Source organism: Trichocoleus sp. FACHB-591 (assembly GCF_014695845.1).
In the GTDB taxonomy this organism is placed as follows: domain Bacteria; phylum Cyanobacteriota; class Cyanobacteriia; order FACHB-46; family FACHB-46; genus Trichocoleus.
Window position 1 is genome coordinate 18,427 of record NZ_JACJPA010000045.1, and the last position, 20,344, is coordinate 38,770.

Consider the following 20,344-nt stretch of genomic DNA (forward strand, 5'->3'; position numbering starts at 1 on the left):
CCGTCCCTCAGCGGGGGTTTGGGGGCGAGTGCCCCCAAGCTCGGTTCTAGCCAAAGAACTACTAAACCAACGCTTGCAACAAAGCCTGCAACTTCAGCTTAATCTCCGTCAACTCCTTCTCCGGATCAGATCCCGCCACAATCCCTGCCCCTGCATAAAGCCTCGCAGAGCAACCATTCACCAATGCCGAGCGGATTCCTACTATAAACTCCCCATTCCCCTTGTGATCTAGCCAACCCAAAGGAGCTGCATAGAGCGATCGCTCAAACGCTTCATAGCTGCGGATTCGCTGGCAAGCAATATCCCTAGGAGCCCCCGCCACCGCCGGAGTTGGATGCAGTTCAGCCAAAATTTGGAGCAGCGACACATCTGCTGGCACCGTGGCTCGAATCGGAGTGCGTAAATGCTGAATATTGGATAGCTGTAACAAATGAGGAGAAAGCGATCGCCTTGGCATTAAGCCCAAGCGAGAGAGAGATTGGGTCAAAAAGTCAATCACCACCTGGTGTTCCCGGATCTCCTTTTCACTATTGAGCAACCCCCTCGCTAAATTGGCATCTTCTAGAGCAGTTTTACCCCTGGGAAAAGAACCTGCCAAGGCATCGGTCAACAGCTCTTGATCTTGAATACTCAGTAAACGCTCAGGACTCGCACCAATAAAGTTTTGCCCCTTGCCATTACTTAAACAGAACACATAGCAATCTGGATAAAAGCGTCGCAGATTGCTCAAAGAGTGAATCACATGAAATAGAGTCGGTGAAATAACATCAATTGCATGAGCCAAAACTATTTTATTAAACTGTTTCGACTCAATCGCTTCTAGGGCAGATAAGACAGCTAGCTTGAAATATTTTGTATCTATAATGTCTCGTTGATCAAAGATTCCTCGCCCCTGAAAGTTGACCTCAGGGACTCGATATTTAATCGCAGTAATTTTTTGAAAATCGCCCCACGCCCGATCGAGCAAGGATTCCAAGTTGGCACTAGCGTTAATGGCAAAATTAGCTACTAACACATAGCGGTTAGCCTGGCAGGCAACTTGCCAGCGAGGCAAAAAAAGAGTTGAGTTTGGAAAGTAAGCCTCTTTAGCTGGAGTTTCCTCAAAAAAGGTAAAGCCACCGAAGAAATGTGGCCCCGAGAGTGGCAAACTCAAATCACCTGTTTTAATAGTGTTAATTAAACAGGATTCAATGAAATCTTGCGCTTGAGCAAATCGTTGCGGGCCTTCTACCTTGAGGCTAGAAACCGCACCGATCGCCGCGATCGCTCGACGGTTAGATTCTCCAATTCGTTCGTCTTGCCCTCGTTTCTCAAAGTAAAAACTAAGTTGGATTGGCTTGCTTAAGCAATGCAGTACAGCTAGCGGATCTATTGGGTCAATTTCCAGAGAAATACTTGCAATTTGGGTGCATTTTTTCTCAATTGAAACTTGTTGACAAGCTAAAAGAAATTGATAGAGATCCTTACGATCTTGAAATAGATTAGTCCGGTATGGTGTGACTGGCATGAAAGCGAAGATAGCAATTTTTTTGAAATTGAGTTTATAAATCGTGATCAGCAAGCGTGGTATGCCCGAGGTCGTAACCTCTTCTTTCTATCTAAGCACCGCAGCGCTCGGCAGACCAATGCTGCCTCAATACCCCTGCCCTCTCTCAAGTTCTCATTAATCAGGGCGTGAGTTCTAGGGTCAGCCAGAAAAGTTTACAGGTGAGCCTAATTCATCCTTCTAGGGTAGCTAAATTGCCCAAAGAACTGACTCTAGGGTGAGTGGGCCAGAACGGCAGACTACTAAACTCAAAAGGCGTCTCAAAGTCTTATGAGCTCTTGGTTTGTGGATACTTACATTCTTAGTTTTCTAGTTCTTGGCTTACTTCTGCTGTTGATCACTTTAGGTTCGAGCTGGATCAACCGTTTGCCTCTCTCCTATGCCTTGATTTACTTAGCTGTCGGTATTTTGCTGGGGCCTGGAGGCATCAACTTAGTTAAGCTGCGGCCTGAGGCTGAGTTTTTAGAGCGAGCAACTGAGTTTGTCGTGCTGATCTCGCTGTATAGCTGCGGCTTGAAGATGAATCGCCCGCTCAAACTGTGGGCCTGGAGTTCTACAGCGCGGCTGATTGGCTTTCTGATGCCGATCTCTATTGGCGCGATCGCCCTGTTGGGGCACTGGTTTCTCAAACTCAACTGGGGCGAGGCCATTCTCTTGGGTGCCATCCTAGCTCCGACCGACCCCGTACTCGCCTCAGAAGTGCAACTATCTGACCGAGATGACCGTAACGAGCTACGCTTCGGTTTAACGTCTGAAGGTGGCTTAAATGACGCGCTAGCCTTTCCTTTTGTCTATTTTGGGCTCCACTGGATTGAAGACAGCAACTGGGAGAGCTGGTTCAAAAATTGGGTGGCTGTAGACTTGCTGTGGGCGATCGCAGCAGGACTGGTGATGGGAATTGTGGTTGCCAAAGCAGTGGCTTGGGTTGATCAGAAAATCCAGAACTACCGGAAGGTAGACGAACTCTTTGAAGACTTTACAGCCATCAGTACCATTCTCTTGACCTACGCCCTCACGGAAATGGTTAATGGCTACGGATTTTTGGCAGTTTTTGTCGCTGGAGTGGTAGCCCAACGCAGTTATCGCAATCCTGAGAAACCGCGTTCCCAACTGAGTTTCATTGAGCGGCTAGAGAAACTGGCGGAAGTTGGCGTGATTTTGCTGCTAGGGTCATTGCTACGCATCGAGCCGATTCTGCGCTTTATTGACGAAGCCCTTTTAGTGGCGGGAGCGTTAATTTTTGTCGTACGCCCCATTGGCGCTTGGATCAGCACCATCGGGGAAAAATATACCAGCCTAGTGCCTAAGGGTTCGAGACGAAATTTCCGCGAACGCTTTCGTCCCACCACTCGTTGGCTGTTAGGTTGGTTTGGCATCCGGGGCGTTGGTTCCTTGTATTACCTCGCTTACGCTTACGGTAAGGGCTTGGAAGGCGAAACAGGTGAAATGATCGGTTGGATTACTTACCTAACTGTCGTGATTTCTGTGATATTACATGGCATCAGCTCAACTCCGTTAATGAAATGGCACGACGAGAGTATTAGCGACATTCTGGAAGCCGAAGAAACGACTTCCCCGTCTTCGAGCCAATAAGCCTGAGGTTCCTGTAGGCTATGTTACGGGGGCCTTTTTGACTGGAGGAGACATCCCACGCAGAGATTGCGATCGCAGGGGTGCGGTTACAGTTTGAATGGGCTTCTGGCAACATACCAATTCTGTGGAATGACTACTAAATCTGTTGCGCCATCAAACTCAGCCAATAAGCTGTGGTTCGCGGCAATCAAACCTCCCATGTACAGTGTTGCTGTTATGCCAGTTTGGGTGGGAACTGCGGTTGCGTTTGCTGAAACTAAAGTCATTAACATTGCAATATTTATCATCTATTTATTGGCTTCAATTTTCATTCTCGCCTGGATGAATTTGAGCAATGATGTGTTCGATTCGGAAACAGGAATTGACGCCAATAAACATCATTCTTTAGTCAATCTTACAGGTAACAAATCTCTAATTTTCTGGCTCGGAAATGCTTTCTTAGCTTTAGGAATTTTAGGTAGTTCTGCGATCGCTTGGTGGCAACAAGACTTCACTCTTTTAGCCATTGTGTTAGTAGGTTGTGCTTTAGGATACACCTATCAAGGCCCACCCTTTCGATTGGGTTATCAAGGTGTAGGAGAAATTATTTGCTTTATTTGCTTCGGGCCTCTAGCCGTTTCTGCCGCCTACTACAGCCAAACTCAATCTTGGTCGAGTACTAGTTTGATTGCCTCGATCATTAATGGTATTACTACCAGCTTGATTTTATTTTGCTCCCATTTTCATCAAGTGAAAGATGATTTGGCTGCGGGTAAGCGATCGCCCATTGTCCGTCTCGGTACTGCTAGAGGAGCACAACTAATTCCTTGGTTTTGCGGCTTTATCTACGTCTTGACGCTGCTATTTACCCTTTTAGGCGTGTTTCCAATTAAGGCATTGCTGATCTTTGCTAGCTTGCCTTTTGCTATTCAACTGACTCGGCATGTGCAGGCTTATCACAACCAAGCAGACAAGGTAAGCAACTGCAAATTTATCGCTGTGGCTCTCCATTTTTGGAGCGGATTATTGTTGGGATTGGGATTTGTACTCTAAAGGATGCTTGCCACCCAAATCCATCCCTACCAATTTGAGTTCCGAACCTATCAGCGCCCATTTCGCCAGCCTTTGAAAACTAGCCACGGGTTATGGAATGTTAGAACCGGAATTCTGCTGCGTCTAACTGACGAGACGGGCCAGGTTGGTTTTGGGGAGATTTCACCTTTGGCTTGGTTTGGTTCCGAAACCTTCGAGCAAGCATTAGCTTTCTGCCAGCAACTTCCTTCTGAAATTACTGCTGGACACGTCTCAGCCATTCCATCCACCTTACCAGCTTGTCAGTTTGGCTTTGAATCTGCCTGGTCAGCCTTAAACAAGTCCACCCAATGCAAAATTCAACATTCAACATTCAAAATCTCTTCTAGTGCTTTGCTCCCTGCTGGCTTTGGAGCCTTAGAAGCTTGGCGATCGCTTTGGCACCAAGGTTTCCGCGCTTTTAAGTGGAAAGTAGGAGTTGCAGCCGTACAAGAGGAATTGGCAATTTTGCAAACCTTGTGCCAATCTCTTCCACCCCAGGCTCGTTTACGGCTAGATGCCAATGCAGGTTTGACACCAGAGACGGCGATCGCTTACTTACAAGTTTGTGACCAGTTAGGCATTGAATTTTTAGAGCAACCGCTGTCCGTCAGCCAGTTTCAGACCATGTTGGAACTGAGCCAACAGTACTCTACTCCCCTAGCCTTGGATGAATCAGTTGCCACTCTGGCTCAATTTAAAGCTTGCTATGCCCAAGGTTGGCGAGGAATTTTCGTAATTAAGCCTGCGATCGCAGGGTTTCCTTCCCAGTTGCGGCAATTTTGTCAAACGCACCAAATTGATGCAGTTTTTTCCTCAGTTTTTGAGACAGCCATTGGTCGAGACATGGGTTTAAGCTTGGCAGCAGAACTCACTTCAGGCGATCGCGCTGCTGGCTTTGGTGTAACGCACTGGTTTAGCGATGGTTGGGATCAACTTTCAGATTTTGAGCAGTTATGGAACAGCCTCTAGCTTCTGGCCTGCTTTTGCAGCATTTACAGGCGCGATCGCAAACTGACTGGTTAATTGGTGTTGACCAAGTCAAACTCACTGATCTAGCTCAGCATTTATTCCAAGAACTCACTCAACTCATCCGCCAAGAAACCACTCCTAAAATCTTTTTAGCCGAGCGATCGCCAGAGCGATTTCTGGCAGGATTCCTCGCTGCTTGTGCTGTTCAATGCCCTGTGTTTTTGTGCAACCCCAATTGGGTCCAGGCGGAGTGGCAGCAAGTATTAGATTTAGTGACACCGGATTTAATTTGGGGCGATCGTGACTCTTTAGCTCTTCCCTCAAATACTTTGGCCCCCTCAGTATTAGAGGACTTTGCTCAAGTTCCCCCCAAGTGTGGGGGGCTAGGGGAGCCAGGTTCAAACCACTCAGGTTGGATCATGATTCCCACAGGGGGGTCATCTGGGCGAATTCGCTTTGCTATCCACACTTGGTCAACGCTGCTGGCTTCAGTGCGGGGTTGCCAGCAATATTTTGAGGTGCAGAAAATTAATTCTTACTGTGTCTTGCCGATTTACCACGTCAGCGGTTTGATGCAATTTCTACGCTCTTTTGTGTCAGATGGGAAATTGGTAGTGCAGCCCTTCAATCAATTGGAAGCAGGAGAATTTAGCTCGATTGACCCCACTCAATTTTTCATTTCTTTGGTGCCAACTCAACTACAGCGCCTACTGGAGCGGCAAGAATTAACGTCTTGGCTAGCCCAGTTTCACACGGTTCTTCTTGGTGGAGCACCCGCTTGGAATAATCTGTTAGAAACTGCGAGACGCGATCGCATTCGTTTAGCCCCCACATACGGCATGACCGAAACCGCCTCCCAAATCGCCACCCTCCACCCAGAAGATTTTCTGGCAGGTCACCGAAATAGTGGGCGAGTTTTACCCCACGGCAACGTCAGTATCCACAGCGAGTCTGGAGAATTGCTGCTACCCGGTCAGGTCGGCCACATCAGGATTCAAGCTGAGTCATTGACGCTGGGCTATTATCCGCAACTGTTTGAGCAACCTCAGTTTCAACCCGATGACTTGGGCTATCTCGACCAGCAAGGCTATTTGCACATCATCGGTCGCAGCAGCCACAAGATTATTACGGGGGGCGAGAATGTTTTTCCCGCCGAAGTGGAAGCAGCGATTCGAGCGACCAACTTAGTGACTGATGTTTGTGTAATTGGCCTTCCAGATGCTCACTGGGGGCAAGTTGTAACAGCCCTTTACGTCCCTGCCTGTCAAACTACTTCAACTAATTTGAGCGGTCATTTGCAAACCCGCTTAAGCAAATTTAAGCAGCCTAAATACTGGATTTCAATCGAGCATTTACCGCGAAATCTCCAAGGTAAGATTAACTACGAGCAAGCCCAAGCGATCGCCCTCAATTGGCTTCAGAATCGCTCCACTGCTTGAGCCATTCCTGCATCATTTCTGGCAAATTTTCTCGTTTTCTAATTGTCGGATTAATACAGACATGACGAGTATGCGCTTGGCTTAACGGGCGATCGCTGGAGCCTTCTGCAAAAATTTGGTAATCAATTCTGAATTCTTGCTCTGAAATTAATGTTGGTGTTAGATGAATCAATTCTTGATCACCACAAAACATGGGTCGAAAAAAATCAACTTCTACGTGGGTGATGGGAATGGCGATCGCAGAGTTGCTGAAAAACTCTTTCAAATTAATTCCTGAGGCTGCCAAAGAGGCTTCATAAGCTTCATGACACATCGCCAACACATTGGCAAAGTAGACTACACCCGCTGCATCAGTGTCTTGAAAGCGAATGGTTCGAGAATAGATAAAAGGCATTGATTTTCTAGTTCTAATTAAGTGATAACAGACTCAGCTTGTGAAGCTTGTTGTAGATAACCTGCCGCCACACAATCAGCCACAATTTGCTCAACTAAGGGCCACAACTCCGGTGCGCCTTCCAGGACAGGCTGCATTCGCCACAACACTTGATCTGCTCTAATGCCATGCTTTTTCCAAGAAGCTCCCCCAGTTTGCTGATTGTTTAGAATCGGTTGGAGGCGATCGAGGGCAGCCGCAAACTTGGCCTCTGGAGTCACTTGTGCTTCAAATTCTTCCCAGAGCGATCGCAACTCAGTTCCTTGGTCTGGAGGTAAAAGCCCAAACAGGCGATCGGCAGCCGCCAGTTCCCGTTCCGCTTTGCTTTGGTTACCGCTGAGGTCGTAGCAGAACGTATCACCCGCATCAATTTCGACTAAATCGTGCAGCAACAGCAATTTGACAGCGTGTAATAGGTTCACTCCTTCAGGAGCATATTCAGCCAGCACGATTGCCATCAAGGTAATATGCCAGGAATGTTCAGCACTATTTTCCTGCCGCGAAGCGTTGATGAGCAACGTCTGCCGCAAAATCTGCTTTAGTTTGTCAATTTCGACAATAAAGGCAATTTGTTGAGTGAGTCGGTTGGATAGCACAGCAAACCCTAATCAGTTCTAACCAGGTTTCTACCATGCCCCAGTTACTTCAACCAAAACTCCAACAAAGCGCCTCGCTCTTGTAAATCTTGACGCTGCTCATCCGTCAAACCAACCCCTACACCTAAGCGGCAACCTTCCACCCAAGCTCCAGCCCAACTGGTTTTGTTGAGGGTCGCCCCTCGCAGGTCCGCATTTCTTAAATCAGCATCTTGCAACTGAGCGTAAATCAAGTCAGCTTTGACCAAACTGCTACCGTTCAGTTTCGCTCCCGTTAGATTCGCTCGAATCAAATTCGCCCCATCTAATGTCAAACCTGCTAGCTCCACACCACGCAAATCAGGAAACTTGACTCGACTAGGGTCAGCAAAAAAGCGCATTACACAAGCAACATTGGCATCAGTCTTAGGCATCAGCAATATGAAGTCGGCGTAGCGAGCCAACCCCAAGCGTTTCAGGATTTGCAGGCGATCGCTCACTTCCTGCTCCAGGAATCGGCTAGAGAAGGCTAACAAATCTGATGTAGTTGTTGGCAGCATAAGCTCCTCAAAATTTTGCGATCAGCCGTTTTCGTCTTTTGTACTGAGTATAAAATCACCAGCCTGGTACGGATATCACTGAGACACAAAATATGAAATTTTCTATCTAGGAAATGTAGTTACTCATGTCCAGACCTTTACGAGAGCAAGAACGATCCTATGTCTATCAATAACGACGCAGCTACCACCACTGAGGACATAGCTGTGTCTATTAACGTACTGGCAAATGATAGCAGCACGGACGGTAGCCCACTTACTATCGTCGGCTTTAACCAAGCAGTTAACGGGACAGTATGGAACCAGAATGGAACGTTCACTTATATCCCAAACCCTAATTTCAATGGTACTGACAGCTACGAGTATGTAGTTGAGTCAGGAACGGGAACTGCTAGCGCTACGGTGATTATTACGGTCAATTCTATTAGTGACGCACCGATCGCTAGCAATGATACTTTCACAACTAATGAGAACACAGCCATCACTCTCTCTGTTCTAGACAATGACTTTGATGTTGAGGGTGATGTTCTAACCATCATCAGCTCGACTAACGTTGCCAATGGCACGCTGATCGACAATGGCAACGGCAGCTTCTCTTACACTCCCAATCCTGGCTTCATTGGCGGTGACGGCTTCACCTATGTCATCGACGATGGCAATGGAAATACCAGCCAAGCAAGTGTCACCATTTCAGTTGGTAATGGCTCTGGTGGAGGATCGGGTAGCATTAATGGCACATCAGGCGATGATACGCTCTCTGGCACTAATGATGATGACACTATTTACGGCTATGGTGGCAATGACACGATTAACCCTGGCCTAGGATACGACTATGTCGATGGCGGTGAAGGAGAAGACACCTTAGTTATTGACTACTCCTCCCTCAACTATATGTCCAGCTTTCCTTCCTACAGCAATGGCAGTGGTTACTATTCTGGCTATGGTGCTAACGGGTCCAGCACCATCAACTTTAGTAATATTGAGCGTTTACAGGTCACTGGAACTGCAAATAGCGATTTTATTTATGGAAGCAGCGGCAATGATGTCCTCAATGGTGGAGCTGGCAATGATGTGATTAGCGGCGGCGGCGGCGCTGACGAGATTGATGGTGGCGATGGTGAAGATGCCCTGGCAGATGCAGACTTCTCGAATGCCACCACTAACCTTACTTTCACTGATGCTAGTTCAGCCACTTTTGATGTCACTTTTACCAATGGTACGACCGCCAAAAACATCGAGTTTCTAGATGGCTTGATTACTGGCAGTGGCGACGACACCATTAACTACAGCCGTCAGCGCAACAACATTATTAATACAGGTGCGGGCAACGACCTCATTAGTGCTGGGTTGGGAAATGACAATATTAATGGCGGTGAAGGAGAGGACACTTTAGTTATTGACTACTCCTCCCTTGATTACATAAGCGGGGCCTCCTACTCCTATATGGGGCTAGGAGCAGGCTACTACTTTGGCTACGGTATCAATGGCTCTGGCAGTATCAACTTTAGCAACATCGAGCACCTCCATGTAACAGGCACAGCCAACAATGACACTTTTGGGGGTGGTATTGGCAGCGACATCCTCAATGGTGGGGCTGGTAATGATGTGATTAGTGGGGGCGGCGGCGCTGACAAGATTGATGGTGGTGTTGGTGAAGATGCTTTGAATGATGCTGACTTCTCAACTGCCACTAAGAATCTCACTTTTGAAGATACTGGCAGCATCAGTAAGGAACTCAAGCTAGCCAATGGCACTGTTATCACCAATATCGAGTTTTTCGATGGCCTCACCACAGGCAGTGGTAATGACATCGTCAACTACAGTCGTTACCGCAACAACACAATCAAAACAGGCAGCGGCAACGACAAAATTAATGCGGGCTTAGGATACGACACTGTTGATGGTGGAGCAGGTGACGATTTGCTTATCATCGATTATTCCTCTCTTACCTTCATGAATGGCTACACCTACTCCAATGGCGGTGGCAATTACTCTGGCTCCAGCGCCAATGGTTACAACTCCATTAGCTTTAGCAACATCGAGCGCCTCAATATCACTGGCACAGTTAATCATGATTTCATCTATGGTGGTGATGGCAGCGATACACTCAGCGGTGGCTTTGGCAACGACTACATCTCCGGTGGTGCTGGCAATGACACGCTGAATGATGGGGCTGGCAGCGACACTCTCATTGGTGGAACCGGGGATGATGCGATCGCCCTGACCAATGATGGCTTCTCTAACACCATTTTTTATACCAATGGTGATGGCAGCGATACAGTGAAGCAGTTCCGGAGAGGGGCAGGCGGAGACGTCATCTCCTTTAGCGGCATTGGTGCGATTGATGTCGTCAAATCTGGCAATGGTACACAACTACGGCTCAGTGATGGCATCAGCAACAACGCAGGTTTCGGCAAAGGTGCTTTACTAGTGACGTTAGCAGAGACAGCAGGCTTTGCAGCAGCCGACGTTAATATAAATCTGCTTTCAAACGATGGAGGCCAGTTCCTATTTGCTTAGTTCTGCTAAAAACAAGTCTGGAATTGTAATTAGCTAGTAAAAGAGGGAACAAACTTTTCCCGTTGTCCCCTCTTTTGCGTTCGTAACGACTGCTATCAGGATTACCGCACTTTGACCCGCTTAATCTAAGCTTTTTCGGACTGCGGCCAAACCGTACCAAGGGACATCTGGATACTCGTGATGCTCCCAGTGATAACCAAAGTGATAGCAGCTAAGAAATGACCAAACACTTGAACAATTGATGCTGGTTGCTCGATGGCGATTGGTGTATCCTGCTGAAGGCTCGCGGTGGGGTAGATAAATCCCAAAGTAAAAGAGTTGCCAGGAGCTTAAAAGAAGTGGCAATAACCAGAATAACAACACATTAGCTAGGGGAACTTGAAACCCAAATAGCAAACTGTAAAAAACAATACTCATGCCAATTAGCAAAATCCAACTTTGCTTGCCTGACAGGTAGCTTTTCATAAAGTGAAAGTACCAAGCCGCAATGCTTTGAGGCTCCTGATCGTAAAAATCTGGATCGCGGTTGGTAGCTGGAGCGCGATGATGTAAACGATGGTTAGCTAAAAGATCTTGATAGGGCAGGAGAGCATAAAGGGCGGAAACTACAGTGCCAATACCCTCGTTAATTTGGCGGTTTTTGGAAATAGTTCCGTGCATTGCATCATGAGCTGTAATGAACAGCCCAGTATGTAAAAAAGTTCTAATTAGAATAACTGGAATTAAACCAAAAACTTGTAAGTTAGAAATATCAATCGTGAAACACCATATTAAGCTTCCTAGCCATAGGCTAGTAATAGTAGCAGCGATTAAAATTCCTGCATAAGAAGCTATAGAAATCGAAGATGATTCCTTTAATCTAATATCTAAATTTTGCATAATATCCAATTAAAAATTCGGGCGATCGCTAAACAGCAATCCGATTCAGTCAGGTTCGCTGCCGTACCGCAAACCGATCATCAAAAGCCGCTGTATCAAACTGCTAGCAAGAGCGCTGACTTTGTAGGGTGTCATAGTGCATCAGCGCTCTTAGCCACTTGGGAGATTAGACCCAGTTCTCTGGAGTATCTAAACCCCACTCATGCTTCAGAAATTCTTGGTACATCTTTTCTCGCAGCATCATTTGCTCATACAAGCTGACTAGAAACTCCTGAGCTTGTTCACGGGACATGAGCTGAACTTGATCTGCGAAACTTCTAAGACTGAATTCTTGTTCTAAAGATAATTGAGCGGGGGAATTCATAACGGGCTCCTTGCCAAGTAAAACCAAGAGAGAGTAACAGTGAGAAAAAAGCTTTGAAGTGAATTTTGTAAACCTATGTAAACAAAGATAACAAATTATTTAGGAAACGGTTTCTATCTTCTGTAGAGTTACCTCTTTACAACTCTAGGTACAGGTAGGGCACAAAGCGGCCAAGCCTAGACCACTAGCGAGGTAGGGGCGTGACTGCTGCCACTTCCTCTAGTTCTGGATCTACCACTTGCAGGTGTTGTTCTAGCAGGGCCAGATTTCGGATGTTCGATTTGTAAAAGGCATCGAACAAGTCACCAATCAGGGGTATAGAACCCACTACTGCCTCCAAGCCGATGTTGAAGACCATGCGGTACAACACGGGAGAGGGCAAACTGAATCGAGCTGCCAGGAAAATGATGTAAGCCGAGAAGGCGGTGCTTACAAGATCTCCTGCCCCTGGAATTAACCCCATGATCGGGTCTAGGCCAATCCGAAAACCGATACCCGGAATTCGAATGGCGGTGTCCATCAAGCGGCTGAGCTTACGGATACGATTGAGCGTGAGGAGACGTTCAGTGTTGTTCATATCTTGATCGTCGCAAAGGTGACAGGCGATCGCTTGTATCAGGAGAGAGAATGCAAACAGGGCTATTGCCTCGTCCTCGTGACTGAGTTGAGGATGGCTGAATATGCAATTGGGTAGGCGGATACAAAACGGCGATCGCTCTCCCTGCTTCAGTCTCAGTGCGAACTATGAGACAATCACACTGTGTCTGATCTCTTGCAATCTGGCGAAATTCTTTATAGTCCCGGTGGTCACTTCTGCTACCGGATTGTGGGTCCTTGCTGTCGTTTGTTTGACCGTGAGCAATTGCCTTGGCCTTGTTGCCGGTTGGAATGGCGGGGCAAAGAACCGAGTTGGCGCAGGATTGGCAAACGCTACATACCTGATTTAGCCACCAAAACTCACCCTTCCTATGCAGTTGAGATTTTAGGTCAAGGTTGCTCTGGAAAAACAATTGAAATCACGCTTTACTCCGTCAAACTCTCCCCTGTAGAGCAAGAGTGGTGGTATGCCAGCCATAAAACCCCACAAGCTGACTTTCCGCTTGAAGCGGCTATCTCTGGTCTGGTTTCTTAACGGTCTCGTTCGTGGTCTTCAATCTAATGATGCAGATCCAGTAGATAGCGATCGCTCACCTGGGCAGCGATCGTTTCTAGCAAGCTGAGAGGTGCAGATGAGACGAGCACAGAGGGATAGACAGCACTCTCCCAATCCGGATGAATGACTAAAGTACAGTCGCCTTGAGCCATCGTGGGATATTGCAATGCTGCCCGCACCACCGCAACATCATCCAAGTGCAGCCGACCGGGAGGCGATCGCAGGGGCCAACCTGTTGCTGGATCAAAAAGGTCTGCCAAATACCCTAAGGATTCAAGTTCCAGCGCAACTTGATGCCCAAACTGCAAAAACTGTTCACGTCCCTGGCGCTTTTGGGTTTCTGTTGCCAGAGTTCGACTCAGCATCAAGCTAGAGCATTGTTGCAGTACGACCAAAATCGACAAAATCGGCTGCGACCAATCGGGCAGCAATTGGTCAGCGTAAGTCTGGATAAATTGAGTGGGCGAATGAACTGAATATTGCATTCGCATGCTGGGGATGGAATGTGAGGAGCGATCGCTTCTCCACTCTAACCGCCGTCCCTTCCAATCTAAAATTCAATTTAAACGGCAACTCCCCCAGTGGATAACCAGCGTGGGGGAGAAGGGTTTGAGCGAGAGTAGAATCGTGACTAGACGAGTTTGAGGTTGGGATACTCCGCTATCATGTCGTCTGTGGTCAGAGTGTCATCCTCAGCTTGAGGAGTCCACAGAATCTCCACTGCTAGCAGTTGTTCGCTAGGAATAGCACCAATCTGGCTGAGTGCCCGTCGCAAATCTTCGGTGTTGTTGATGGCTGGGAACTGCCATTTACCTTGCGTCCCGACCAGGATGGTCACCACAATGTATTCACTGGGAGCTTGACTGGTGTTAGTCAATGCACCACCGGGTTCAGCAACAGTCAGGGCAGATGCGTCATTGGCTGACTTCAGTTGCCTACGAGTGTTGAAGTTGGTCAGAGTTTCCTCGCCAAACTTACTGCGCTCTGCTAAGGCTAACCGATTAAACTGAGCTTCAGCCGCGCTTAGACGAGTTTGCTGGCTTTCGGACCCAGCGTAGATCCAGTACTCTGGGTGACGCAGCAAGGCAAGAGAGGCTTCTTGCAGGACTTGAACCAACCCTTCCGAAGAGCTAGTATCCGCAGCTTCGGCAATGCGGTTCAGGTCAGCTTGCAGAGTTCGAGCTTCGGCCAACAGACCTACTTGCAGTTTCGCGACTGACACAGCAGGATTGCTGGAGGAAGCATCATAGTCTAGGCTCTCACCATCTGTGCCTGCACCAACTCGGCGGAACGTGCTGACGAGGAAGTTGGCGATCGCAAAGAAGATCAAGATACCAAATAGGCCACTTAATCCACCCGTACCACCTAGGAACGGAATAAAGAAGAGAGGAGAAAATCCACCGCCACCACCATAACCGTATCCATACCCACCGCCATAACCACCAGGGCCAGGAGTATAGCTACGGGGAGCAGAGTAAGTGGGGCCACGACTGGGGGCTCTGAATGAACCACCGCCAATGCGTCCACCGCTACGGGCTGCCAACGCACCATCGGCATTACTCAGTGCCAGAGTCAGCACTAGGCCAACCAGAAGCACGGACTTTAAAAAAGGTTTGATTACAGAAAAAAGTTTATTACGCATAAGGCGTGCCTATCCAAGCTGACGAAAAAACAATCGGCTCCGGCTAATTCCAAACTTCAATTCAAAATTTCAATTCGGAATGTTTTTAACCAGTTCATGATACTGGTGGACAACCACCTGCCTGCAAGTTTTAGAACTCGGCTTGAGGCGGCTCACCCTTTGTCAAGAGCCGTAAACCTAGGGCACACCTATACTGTACTGTCTTACTCCGGGGGTAGGGCATCAGTCTGGAGGGAGTTATCCGTACTCAAGCTGCCTAGGTATTGCGCCTAGATAAAACAGCGATCGCTAACCGCCGCCCACAATGGTGACAATCTCCAGGCGATCGCCTTCTTGGACTTGGGTATCTGCCCAAAACTGCCGATGCAGAATCTCACCGTTATACTCAACAGCAATTAAACGGGGGTTGAGTCCGAGTTGTTCTAACAAATTTGGTAGCAGGATAGAGCGGGAACAAGTTTGGGGTTCACCATTCACTTGCACCGTAATGGCATCAGAAAAATTAGACAGACCAGACAGATCAGACATGAGGCTTGGCAATGCGTTCTTCGTAGGCACGAATCGTTTGAATGCGGTGGAGCTGAGAGATGAAATATTGCGTAATTAAGGTAGGCTGATCGGCTTGCATAATGGCTCGCACCACTGCGACCCGCTCTGCGCCAGCGGCTAGAACATCATGAATATTATTCGTGTCAACGCCACCAATTACAAACCAAGGCACTGTGGCATGTTCTTTGGCATAGCGGACATACTCCAGACCTGCGGCAGCTTTACCCGCTTTAGTGGGTGTTTCATAAACTGGTCCCACGCCAATATAGTCAGCCCCTTCTTGAATTGCCTGCCGCATTTCGTCTGGGTTGGTGGTGGAGCGGCCAATCAACCGATGCGGGCCTAACAGTTGTCGCGCCGTGGCGATCGCCATATCTTGCTGACCTAAATGCACACCATCGGCATCTACAGCCAGCGCTAAGTCTACTCGGTCATTAACGATAAATAGAGCGTTGTAATCTTGGCAAATTTGCCGCAGTTTTTTGGCATTACTGAAGCGCACATTGTCGTCTGCGGTTTTGTCGCGGTACTGCACCAGAGACAAACCGCCTTGGAGGGCTGCTTCCACCGTGGCAAATAGATTCTCGGCGGGAGAAGTGACGAGGTAGAGGTGCGATCGCTCTAGGAGTTGCTGTCGTTGGGGTACCAGCAGATTACTTTCTAGGGTATAGACGCGATAGCGCATTTGTTTGCAAGCCATGCCCATTTCTGGGGTGTAAATCTTGCCGTATTCTTCCAGCACCCGGAGGGCTTCTTCGACACGGCACAAGTTAACCTGCAAAACTTGCTCAATGCTGGAGCGCTGCTCTTCTTGCGGGTGAGTGAGTTCTGTCCCTGGATCGCCTGGTGTATCACGGGCCGCTCGCAGTTCTGGATCATGCCAACGCGCCAATTCCTGCCGCATTTGCTTGCACTCGTCAGTCAGCGGTGCGCTGTTGAGGCCAAATCGACACCATTCTTCGACGATCCTCAAGCCTTCACGAGCCCGATCCAGATTGGCATCTAGAATGCGGTAGAGTGCGGGCTGCACGAGTTTACTCCCGGTAGGTCTATCGCCCATTAGAACAACCCCATTCCCATTCATGTTTCATCGTAACGTCAGATTCCCCCTTCCTAAATAAAAAGTTTCTCGCTCCGAGAAGCCGTATGCTAGCTGGATGAAAACTCAACTACACAGCACACGTGGGAGTAGGGCAATTCAAATTCTGCCATTTGTCGGTCGTTTAGTTTAACTATTCTTAAGTTTCTCAGTCAAACTTTGCAGATGGGGCAAGAGACGGTTATTTTTAGCGGGTATCTAGGGTAAGATAGCTCCCGTTTTTATCGCTTGTTTTTTATTGCTGATTGGTGGGCTGTGTGGAGCGCCAGCGATCGCTAAATTCAACTACTGCCTTTCACCCAGTGCGGTCAAGAGGAGATTTGTGAGTATGACCCCCGACAACTATCAATCCTTGATCCAGCCCCCCAGCGGTCATGTTGGCTGGTATGCAAGTAACCGTTTGTTTTCCCACAGCTTGATGGGCGTAGGTCTAACCATTGCTGCTTGGGCAGGTTGGTCTACGGAGCCGGCGATCGCTCAGTTTGATGGGTCTGATGGGTCGATGCAGCTAGCCCAAGTGCCAGCTAGAGCCAGGGCCATGTCTAGCTTAAACTTGCTCTATGTCAATCCAGTCGCGGGGGATGACACAGTGGGCGATGGCGGTGAACGGGCTCCCTTCAAAACTATTACGCAAGCTCTCAAAGCAGCCCAACCCAACACGGTGATTGTGTTAATTCCGGGCACCTACAGCGCCCAGACTGGCGAGGTTTTTCCCCTCAAACTCAAACCCGGCGTGACGATTCAAGGGGATACTCGCACTCGCGGCAAAGATATTTTGATTCAGGGTGGTGCTCCTTACCTCAGCCCCACCTTTGCCAGCCAGAACATTACAATTCTCGGAGTTCACCAGGCAGGTTTAGCAGGCGTTACGGTGACCAATCCGAATCCGCGAGGCTATGGTCTTTGGATTGAATCAGCCAGCCCTGTGATTCTAGAAAACACTTTTACAGGCAATACTCACGATGGCATCTCTGTAGTTGGCAGTAGTGCGCCTGTGGTGCGAGGCAACTACTTCTATGCCAATGGAGCCAATGGCATCACGATTTACGGCAACTCTCGACCAGAAGTACGCGAGAATTTGTTCATCAAAACTGGTTTTGGCATCAATGTCGCTCAGGATGCCGCGCCAACCATCATTGGCAACCGGATTGTGCAGAACCAAGACGGCATCGTGGTTCAAGCTAACGCCCAGCCGATTATTCGGGGCAACCTGATTGAACAAAACCTGCGGGATGGCGTGGTGGCGATCGCCCAAGCTCGGCCTGATCTGGGCAGTGCAGTTGATCCTGGCGCTAATATTTTCAGCAACAATGGTCGGTTTGACATTAACAGTAGTGCTTCTAGTCAAGCAGTTTCTGCTTTCGGTAATGAACTGAGTAGCGATCGGACCAGCGGACGCATTGATTTATCTGGCACAGCTTTAGCAAGCACGGCAAGCACAACTCCTTCGGTTAGCGTTGCCCCCACCTCCTCGCCTGCTAGCATCGCTGCCCGACCAGTCACCAATTCTGACAAAAGTGCGACCATCGCTCCGTTGGAAGTGCGGGTCGAGCCTTTCAAGCCAGCTATCACGACTCAGGCAATCGCAACTGCTCCAACAACGCCAGCTTTACCCACTGTCAAAGCTGACTTTCCTGCGTTAAAGATCTTACCCAAAGCTGCCCCTCCAGCGGAGCCAACCGTTTCTGTTAAACCAACCACCGTTCCTACATCAGTGGCAGCTTCAGCTCCTGCCCAATCACCTGTAGTTGAGGTTGCGGCCAAAGTACCACCCACAGTTCCAAAACCAACGGTTGCAACTGTGTCCGAGCCGCCACCTCCTAGAGCTAACGCTACCAACTCAACGGTTTCAACTTCTTTGGTTACCCCTGCGACAGTGGTAGTGGCCAACCCGCGCCCCACTATCATCACAACCAAACCTGTCACCACTGAACCCGTTGCGATCGCGATCGAGGTACCAACCCCCGAACCCGCACCTCAGCCAGTCGCAACTCCGGTTGAGGTGCCGCGCCCAAAAGCCATCAGTTCAGTGGTACAGCCATCTGAGGCATCTCAGCCATCTGTCACCAGCCCTCCTATTAGCAGTGCGATCGCGATTGAGGTACCACCACCTGAAGCGGCCCCCGCGATCGCTACTGCGCCGTTTAAACCAACAGCCCCCGCGATCGCAACTGCTCCACCTAAAGCCCCAGCGGTTCCCAGTATGACTGCCGCCGCTTTCCCGGTCCCGACCGAGTTAAAGCCGACTAGCAAGAAGACAGAAAAGCCAGCCGCCAAGGTAGCAGCCCAGCCCTCTCCCGCTTTGCGCCCTCAACCGATCGCTGCCTACTCCTTCCGAAATCGGCGACCTGTGCCATCACCCATTAGCACAGCGCCTCGCTCCAATCCATCCAACTCCAAATCTCGCCAAGCTGCTCAGCAAATCACGTTGCCCCCCATCCCCACATCTGGGACCACCGCGATCGCGATTCCAGTGCCACCGCCAGAGACAACTCGTACCAGCCCAGTCCGAGTAGCGGCTCGACCTAGTCGTAGCCTCCAGTTACCCGTTTTGCCGCCCAAGCCTGTTGTTGTTCAACCTGTCGCCCCCGCGATTGCAACTGCTGCTCCTTCTACCAGCATCGAGATTCCGGTGCCTGCGCCTGAGACTAGCGCTGTTATCCCGACCATGCCTCCAGTGCCTACTTCAGCGCCAGCGATCGCGGCTATCCCTCAACCTAGCTCTCCCTCTATCAGCGGTGATGTCTTACCAGTACCGGGACCAGACATTCCGGTGGGTCGGGGAGGTGGAGATTTGCCTAGTGTTTTGGTGGCGAGTAATCCCCTAGATGGCACCAACAGCCTGCCTTTTCCAAACCAAGGTGCGGCTTTGGGGTCGCGCTACCGCGTGGTAGTCGAGGTTGAGAGTGAGGGTGAGCAAGCGGAAGTTGCCGCGATCGCTCCTAGCGCTTTTCGCACTTTATGGAATGGGCGCATGGTGATGCAGGTTGGCTCCTACAGCAACCGCGACAACGCAGACAAAATGATGCAGACGCTGAATAGCCAAGGGTTAAAGGCAGCGATCGAACCCTTAAATTGAGGATTGGCCTGCAAACACCAATTCAGCAGGCCCCGTCATATAAACCCGTTGATCTAGCTCGGACCATTCAATTTCGAGCGGGCCGCCGGGAAGCTCAATCGTGGCACGGCGATCGCAGATGCCGTTCAGCACTCCCGCCACCAGCACTGCACAAGCACCTGTCCCGCAAGCTAATGTGATACCCGCACCGCGCTCCCAGACTCGCATCTTTAAGTAGTCGCGGCGCACCACCTCAATGAATTCAGTGTTGGTGCGTTGGGGAAAGACGGCGTGATGCTCGAATTTGGGGCCAATGGTTTCCAGGGCGATCGCGGCTACATCTTCAACAAACGTGATGCAGTGTGGATTGCCCATGCTGACACAAGTTACATCCCAAGTTTGTCCAGCCACTTCTAGGGGTTGGGCAATCACTTTTTGGTCTGCTGCGGCCAAGGTGGTTGGAATTTCTGCTGCGAGCAAATGGGGTTGACCCATATCTACTGTCACTTGGCCGCTCGCTTCAATCTTGGGTACCATCACACCTGCCAGGGTATGAATTTTGTACGATCGGGGCAACAAAGACTCCGAACTCACGTTGGCATCAGCGGCTTCCAAATCTACCAGGAACTTAGCTAAGCACCGAATGCCATTGCCACACATTTCTGGCTCGGAACCATCCGAGTTGAAAATCCGCATTGTGTAGTCGTGGCCATCCTGATCAGGCAAAGCAAAGATCACGCCATCTGCGCCAATTCCAAAGTGGCGATCGCACCACTTCACGGCTTGTTCTGGCGTGAGGTAAGGTTCTGCGGAGGTGCGGTTATCAATCAAAATGAAATCGTTGCCTAATCCGTGGTACTTGGTAAACTCAATTCCCATAAACTTCTCCCTTAAGGTCGCAACCACTGTAAGCTG

General features: G+C 49.2%; 19 protein-coding genes. 7 read left to right on the plus strand and 12 right to left on the minus strand.

Annotated features, from left to right (window positions below):
* Positions 1-61: 61 nt before the first annotated feature.
* Positions 62-1,507, minus strand: a complete 1,446-nt coding sequence (locus H6F90_RS08290; RefSeq protein ID WP_190551894.1) for an isochorismate synthase MenF — start codon at positions 1,505-1,507, stop codon at positions 62-64.
* Positions 1,508-1,816: 309 nt separating this feature from the next.
* Here H6F90_RS08290 and H6F90_RS08295 point away from each other — a divergent pair, with 309 nt between their 5' ends.
* From H6F90_RS08295 to H6F90_RS08310, 4 genes are all read left to right on the plus strand, one after another.
* Positions 1,817-3,139: a sodium:proton antiporter gene (locus H6F90_RS08295; protein ID WP_190551896.1), complete on the plus strand. Its 1,323-nt coding sequence runs from the start codon at positions 1,817-1,819 to the stop codon at positions 3,137-3,139.
* A 129-nt stretch (positions 3,140-3,268) separates the two neighbouring features.
* Entirely contained in the window at positions 3,269-4,171 is a 903-nt protein-coding gene (gene menA, locus H6F90_RS08300) for a 2-carboxy-1,4-naphthoquinone phytyltransferase (RefSeq protein WP_190551898.1), read from the plus strand.
* Between the two features lie 3 nt (positions 4,172-4,174).
* Positions 4,175-5,161: an o-succinylbenzoate synthase gene (locus H6F90_RS08305; protein ID WP_190551900.1), complete on the plus strand. Its 987-nt coding sequence runs from the start codon at positions 4,175-4,177 to the stop codon at positions 5,159-5,161.
* Complete coding sequence (locus H6F90_RS08310; RefSeq protein WP_190551902.1) at positions 5,146-6,600, plus strand: 2-succinylbenzoate--CoA ligase; 1,455 nt, start codon at positions 5,146-5,148, stop codon at positions 6,598-6,600. The genes H6F90_RS08305 and H6F90_RS08310 overlap by 16 nt, the downstream gene beginning before the upstream one ends.
* Here H6F90_RS08310 and H6F90_RS08315 read toward each other — a convergent pair.
* Genes H6F90_RS08315 through H6F90_RS08325 form a run of 3 tightly spaced genes read right to left on the minus strand, consistent with a single transcriptional unit; the run spans position 6,569 to position 8,168 of the window.
* Entirely contained in the window at positions 6,569-6,994 is a 426-nt protein-coding gene (locus H6F90_RS08315; protein WP_190551904.1) for a thioesterase family protein, read from the minus strand. The two genes, H6F90_RS08310 and H6F90_RS08315, sit on opposite strands and share 32 nt — an antisense overlap.
* Before the next feature lie 17 nt (positions 6,995-7,011).
* Positions 7,012-7,629 carry an HD domain-containing protein gene (locus tag H6F90_RS08320; RefSeq protein WP_190551906.1) on the minus strand — a complete coding sequence of 206 codons (618 nt, stop codon included), beginning with the start codon at positions 7,627-7,629 and terminating at the stop codon, positions 7,012-7,014.
* Between the two features lie 44 nt (positions 7,630-7,673).
* A complete protein-coding gene (locus H6F90_RS08325) occupies positions 7,674-8,168 on the minus strand; it encodes a pentapeptide repeat-containing protein (RefSeq protein WP_190551908.1) in 495 nt (164 codons plus the stop codon).
* Between the two features lie 159 nt (positions 8,169-8,327).
* Between H6F90_RS08325 and H6F90_RS08330 the strand changes: the two genes are divergently transcribed.
* The gene (locus H6F90_RS08330) at positions 8,328-10,685 is read left to right on the plus strand and encodes a tandem-95 repeat protein (RefSeq protein WP_190551910.1); all 2,358 of its coding nucleotides are present in this window, start codon (positions 8,328-8,330) and stop codon (positions 10,683-10,685) included.
* Between the two features lie 120 nt (positions 10,686-10,805).
* On the opposite strand, the gene H6F90_RS08335 is transcribed toward H6F90_RS08330, so the two are convergent.
* The 3 genes from H6F90_RS08335 to H6F90_RS08345 all read right to left on the minus strand — a co-directional run bounded on the left by H6F90_RS08335 (position 10,806) and on the right by H6F90_RS08345 (position 12,505).
* The gene (locus H6F90_RS08335; RefSeq protein ID WP_190551912.1) at positions 10,806-11,564 is read right to left on the minus strand and encodes a fatty acid desaturase; all 759 of its coding nucleotides are present in this window, start codon (positions 11,562-11,564) and stop codon (positions 10,806-10,808) included.
* Between the two features lie 166 nt (positions 11,565-11,730).
* Positions 11,731-11,928, minus strand: a complete 198-nt coding sequence (locus tag H6F90_RS08340) for an NblA/ycf18 family protein (protein ID WP_190438859.1) — start codon at positions 11,926-11,928, stop codon at positions 11,731-11,733.
* Positions 11,929-12,112: 184 nt separating this feature from the next.
* On the minus strand, positions 12,113-12,505 hold the full coding sequence (locus H6F90_RS08345) for a DUF4112 domain-containing protein (protein WP_190438861.1): 393 nt from the start codon (positions 12,503-12,505) through the stop codon (positions 12,113-12,115).
* Positions 12,506-12,688: 183 nt separating this feature from the next.
* Between H6F90_RS08345 and H6F90_RS08350 the strand changes: the two genes are divergently transcribed.
* The gene (locus H6F90_RS08350; protein WP_190551914.1) at positions 12,689-13,060 is read left to right on the plus strand and encodes a hypothetical protein; all 372 of its coding nucleotides are present in this window, start codon (positions 12,689-12,691) and stop codon (positions 13,058-13,060) included.
* A 23-nt stretch (positions 13,061-13,083) separates the two neighbouring features.
* Here H6F90_RS08350 and H6F90_RS08355 read toward each other — a convergent pair whose 3' ends face one another.
* The 4 genes from H6F90_RS08355 to H6F90_RS08370 all read right to left on the minus strand — a co-directional run bounded on the left by H6F90_RS08355 (position 13,084) and on the right by H6F90_RS08370 (position 16,302).
* Entirely contained in the window at positions 13,084-13,566 is a 483-nt protein-coding gene (locus H6F90_RS08355) for a methylmalonic aciduria and homocystinuria type D protein (RefSeq protein WP_242024392.1), read from the minus strand.
* Positions 13,567-13,712: 146 nt separating this feature from the next.
* Positions 13,713-14,723: a DUF1517 domain-containing protein gene (locus tag H6F90_RS08360; protein ID WP_190551918.1), complete on the minus strand. Its 1,011-nt coding sequence runs from the start codon at positions 14,721-14,723 to the stop codon at positions 13,713-13,715.
* A 288-nt stretch (positions 14,724-15,011) separates the two neighbouring features.
* The gene (gene thiS / locus H6F90_RS08365) at positions 15,012-15,251 is read right to left on the minus strand and encodes a sulfur carrier protein ThiS (protein ID WP_190438872.1); all 240 of its coding nucleotides are present in this window, start codon (positions 15,249-15,251) and stop codon (positions 15,012-15,014) included.
* On the minus strand, positions 15,244-16,302 hold the full coding sequence (locus H6F90_RS08370) for a thiamine phosphate synthase (protein ID WP_370587975.1): 1,059 nt from the start codon (positions 16,300-16,302) through the stop codon (positions 15,244-15,246). The genes thiS and H6F90_RS08370 overlap by 8 nt, the downstream gene beginning before the upstream one ends.
* Positions 16,303-16,699: 397 nt before the next feature.
* Between H6F90_RS08370 and H6F90_RS08375 the strand changes: the two genes are divergently transcribed.
* Positions 16,700-19,450 carry a DUF1565 domain-containing protein gene (locus tag H6F90_RS08375; RefSeq protein WP_199295794.1) on the plus strand — a complete coding sequence of 917 codons (2,751 nt, stop codon included), beginning with the start codon at positions 16,700-16,702 and terminating at the stop codon, positions 19,448-19,450.
* On the opposite strand, the gene dapF is transcribed toward H6F90_RS08375, so the two are convergent.
* Positions 19,442-20,308, minus strand: a complete 867-nt coding sequence (gene dapF, locus H6F90_RS08380) for a diaminopimelate epimerase (RefSeq protein ID WP_190551921.1) — start codon at positions 20,306-20,308, stop codon at positions 19,442-19,444. The two genes, H6F90_RS08375 and dapF, sit on opposite strands and share 9 nt — an antisense overlap.
* Between the last annotated feature and the right edge of the window lie 36 nt (positions 20,309-20,344).

Bases quoted from the DNA above. Each gene is read 5' to 3' on its own strand.
- H6F90_RS08295 (WP_190551896.1), top strand. From the start codon at position 1,817: ATGAGCTCTTGGTTTGTGGATACTTACATTCTTAGTTTTCTAGTTCTT.
- menA (WP_190551898.1), top strand. From the start codon at position 3,269: ATGACTACTAAATCTGTTGCGCCATCAAACTCAGCCAATAAGCTGTGG.
- H6F90_RS08345 (WP_190438861.1), bottom strand. From the start codon at position 12,505: ATGAACAACACTGAACGTCTCCTCACGCTCAATCGTATCCGTAAGCTC.
- H6F90_RS08330 (WP_190551910.1), top strand. From the start codon at position 8,328: ATGTCTATCAATAACGACGCAGCTACCACCACTGAGGACATAGCTGTG.
- H6F90_RS08360 (WP_190551918.1), bottom strand. From the start codon at position 14,723: ATGCGTAATAAACTTTTTTCTGTAATCAAACCTTTTTTAAAGTCCGTG.
- thiS (WP_190438872.1), bottom strand. From the start codon at position 15,251: ATGTCTGATCTGTCTGGTCTGTCTAATTTTTCTGATGCCATTACGGTG.
- H6F90_RS08325 (WP_190551908.1), bottom strand. From the start codon at position 8,168: ATGCTGCCAACAACTACATCAGATTTGTTAGCCTTCTCTAGCCGATTC.
- H6F90_RS08340 (WP_190438859.1), bottom strand. From the start codon at position 11,928: ATGAATTCCCCCGCTCAATTATCTTTAGAACAAGAATTCAGTCTTAGA.
- dapF (WP_190551921.1), bottom strand. From the start codon at position 20,308: ATGGGAATTGAGTTTACCAAGTACCACGGATTAGGCAACGATTTCATT.
- H6F90_RS08335 (WP_190551912.1), bottom strand. From the start codon at position 11,564: ATGCAAAATTTAGATATTAGATTAAAGGAATCATCTTCGATTTCTATA.
- H6F90_RS08375 (WP_199295794.1), top strand. From the start codon at position 16,700: ATGACCCCCGACAACTATCAATCCTTGATCCAGCCCCCCAGCGGTCAT.
- H6F90_RS08305 (WP_190551900.1), top strand. From the start codon at position 4,175: ATGCTTGCCACCCAAATCCATCCCTACCAATTTGAGTTCCGAACCTAT.
- H6F90_RS08290 (WP_190551894.1), bottom strand. From the start codon at position 1,507: ATGCCAGTCACACCATACCGGACTAATCTATTTCAAGATCGTAAGGAT.
- H6F90_RS08355 (WP_242024392.1), bottom strand. From the start codon at position 13,566: ATGCAATATTCAGTTCATTCGCCCACTCAATTTATCCAGACTTACGCT.
- H6F90_RS08310 (WP_190551902.1), top strand. From the start codon at position 5,146: ATGGAACAGCCTCTAGCTTCTGGCCTGCTTTTGCAGCATTTACAGGCG.
- H6F90_RS08315 (WP_190551904.1), bottom strand. From the start codon at position 6,994: ATGCCTTTTATCTATTCTCGAACCATTCGCTTTCAAGACACTGATGCA.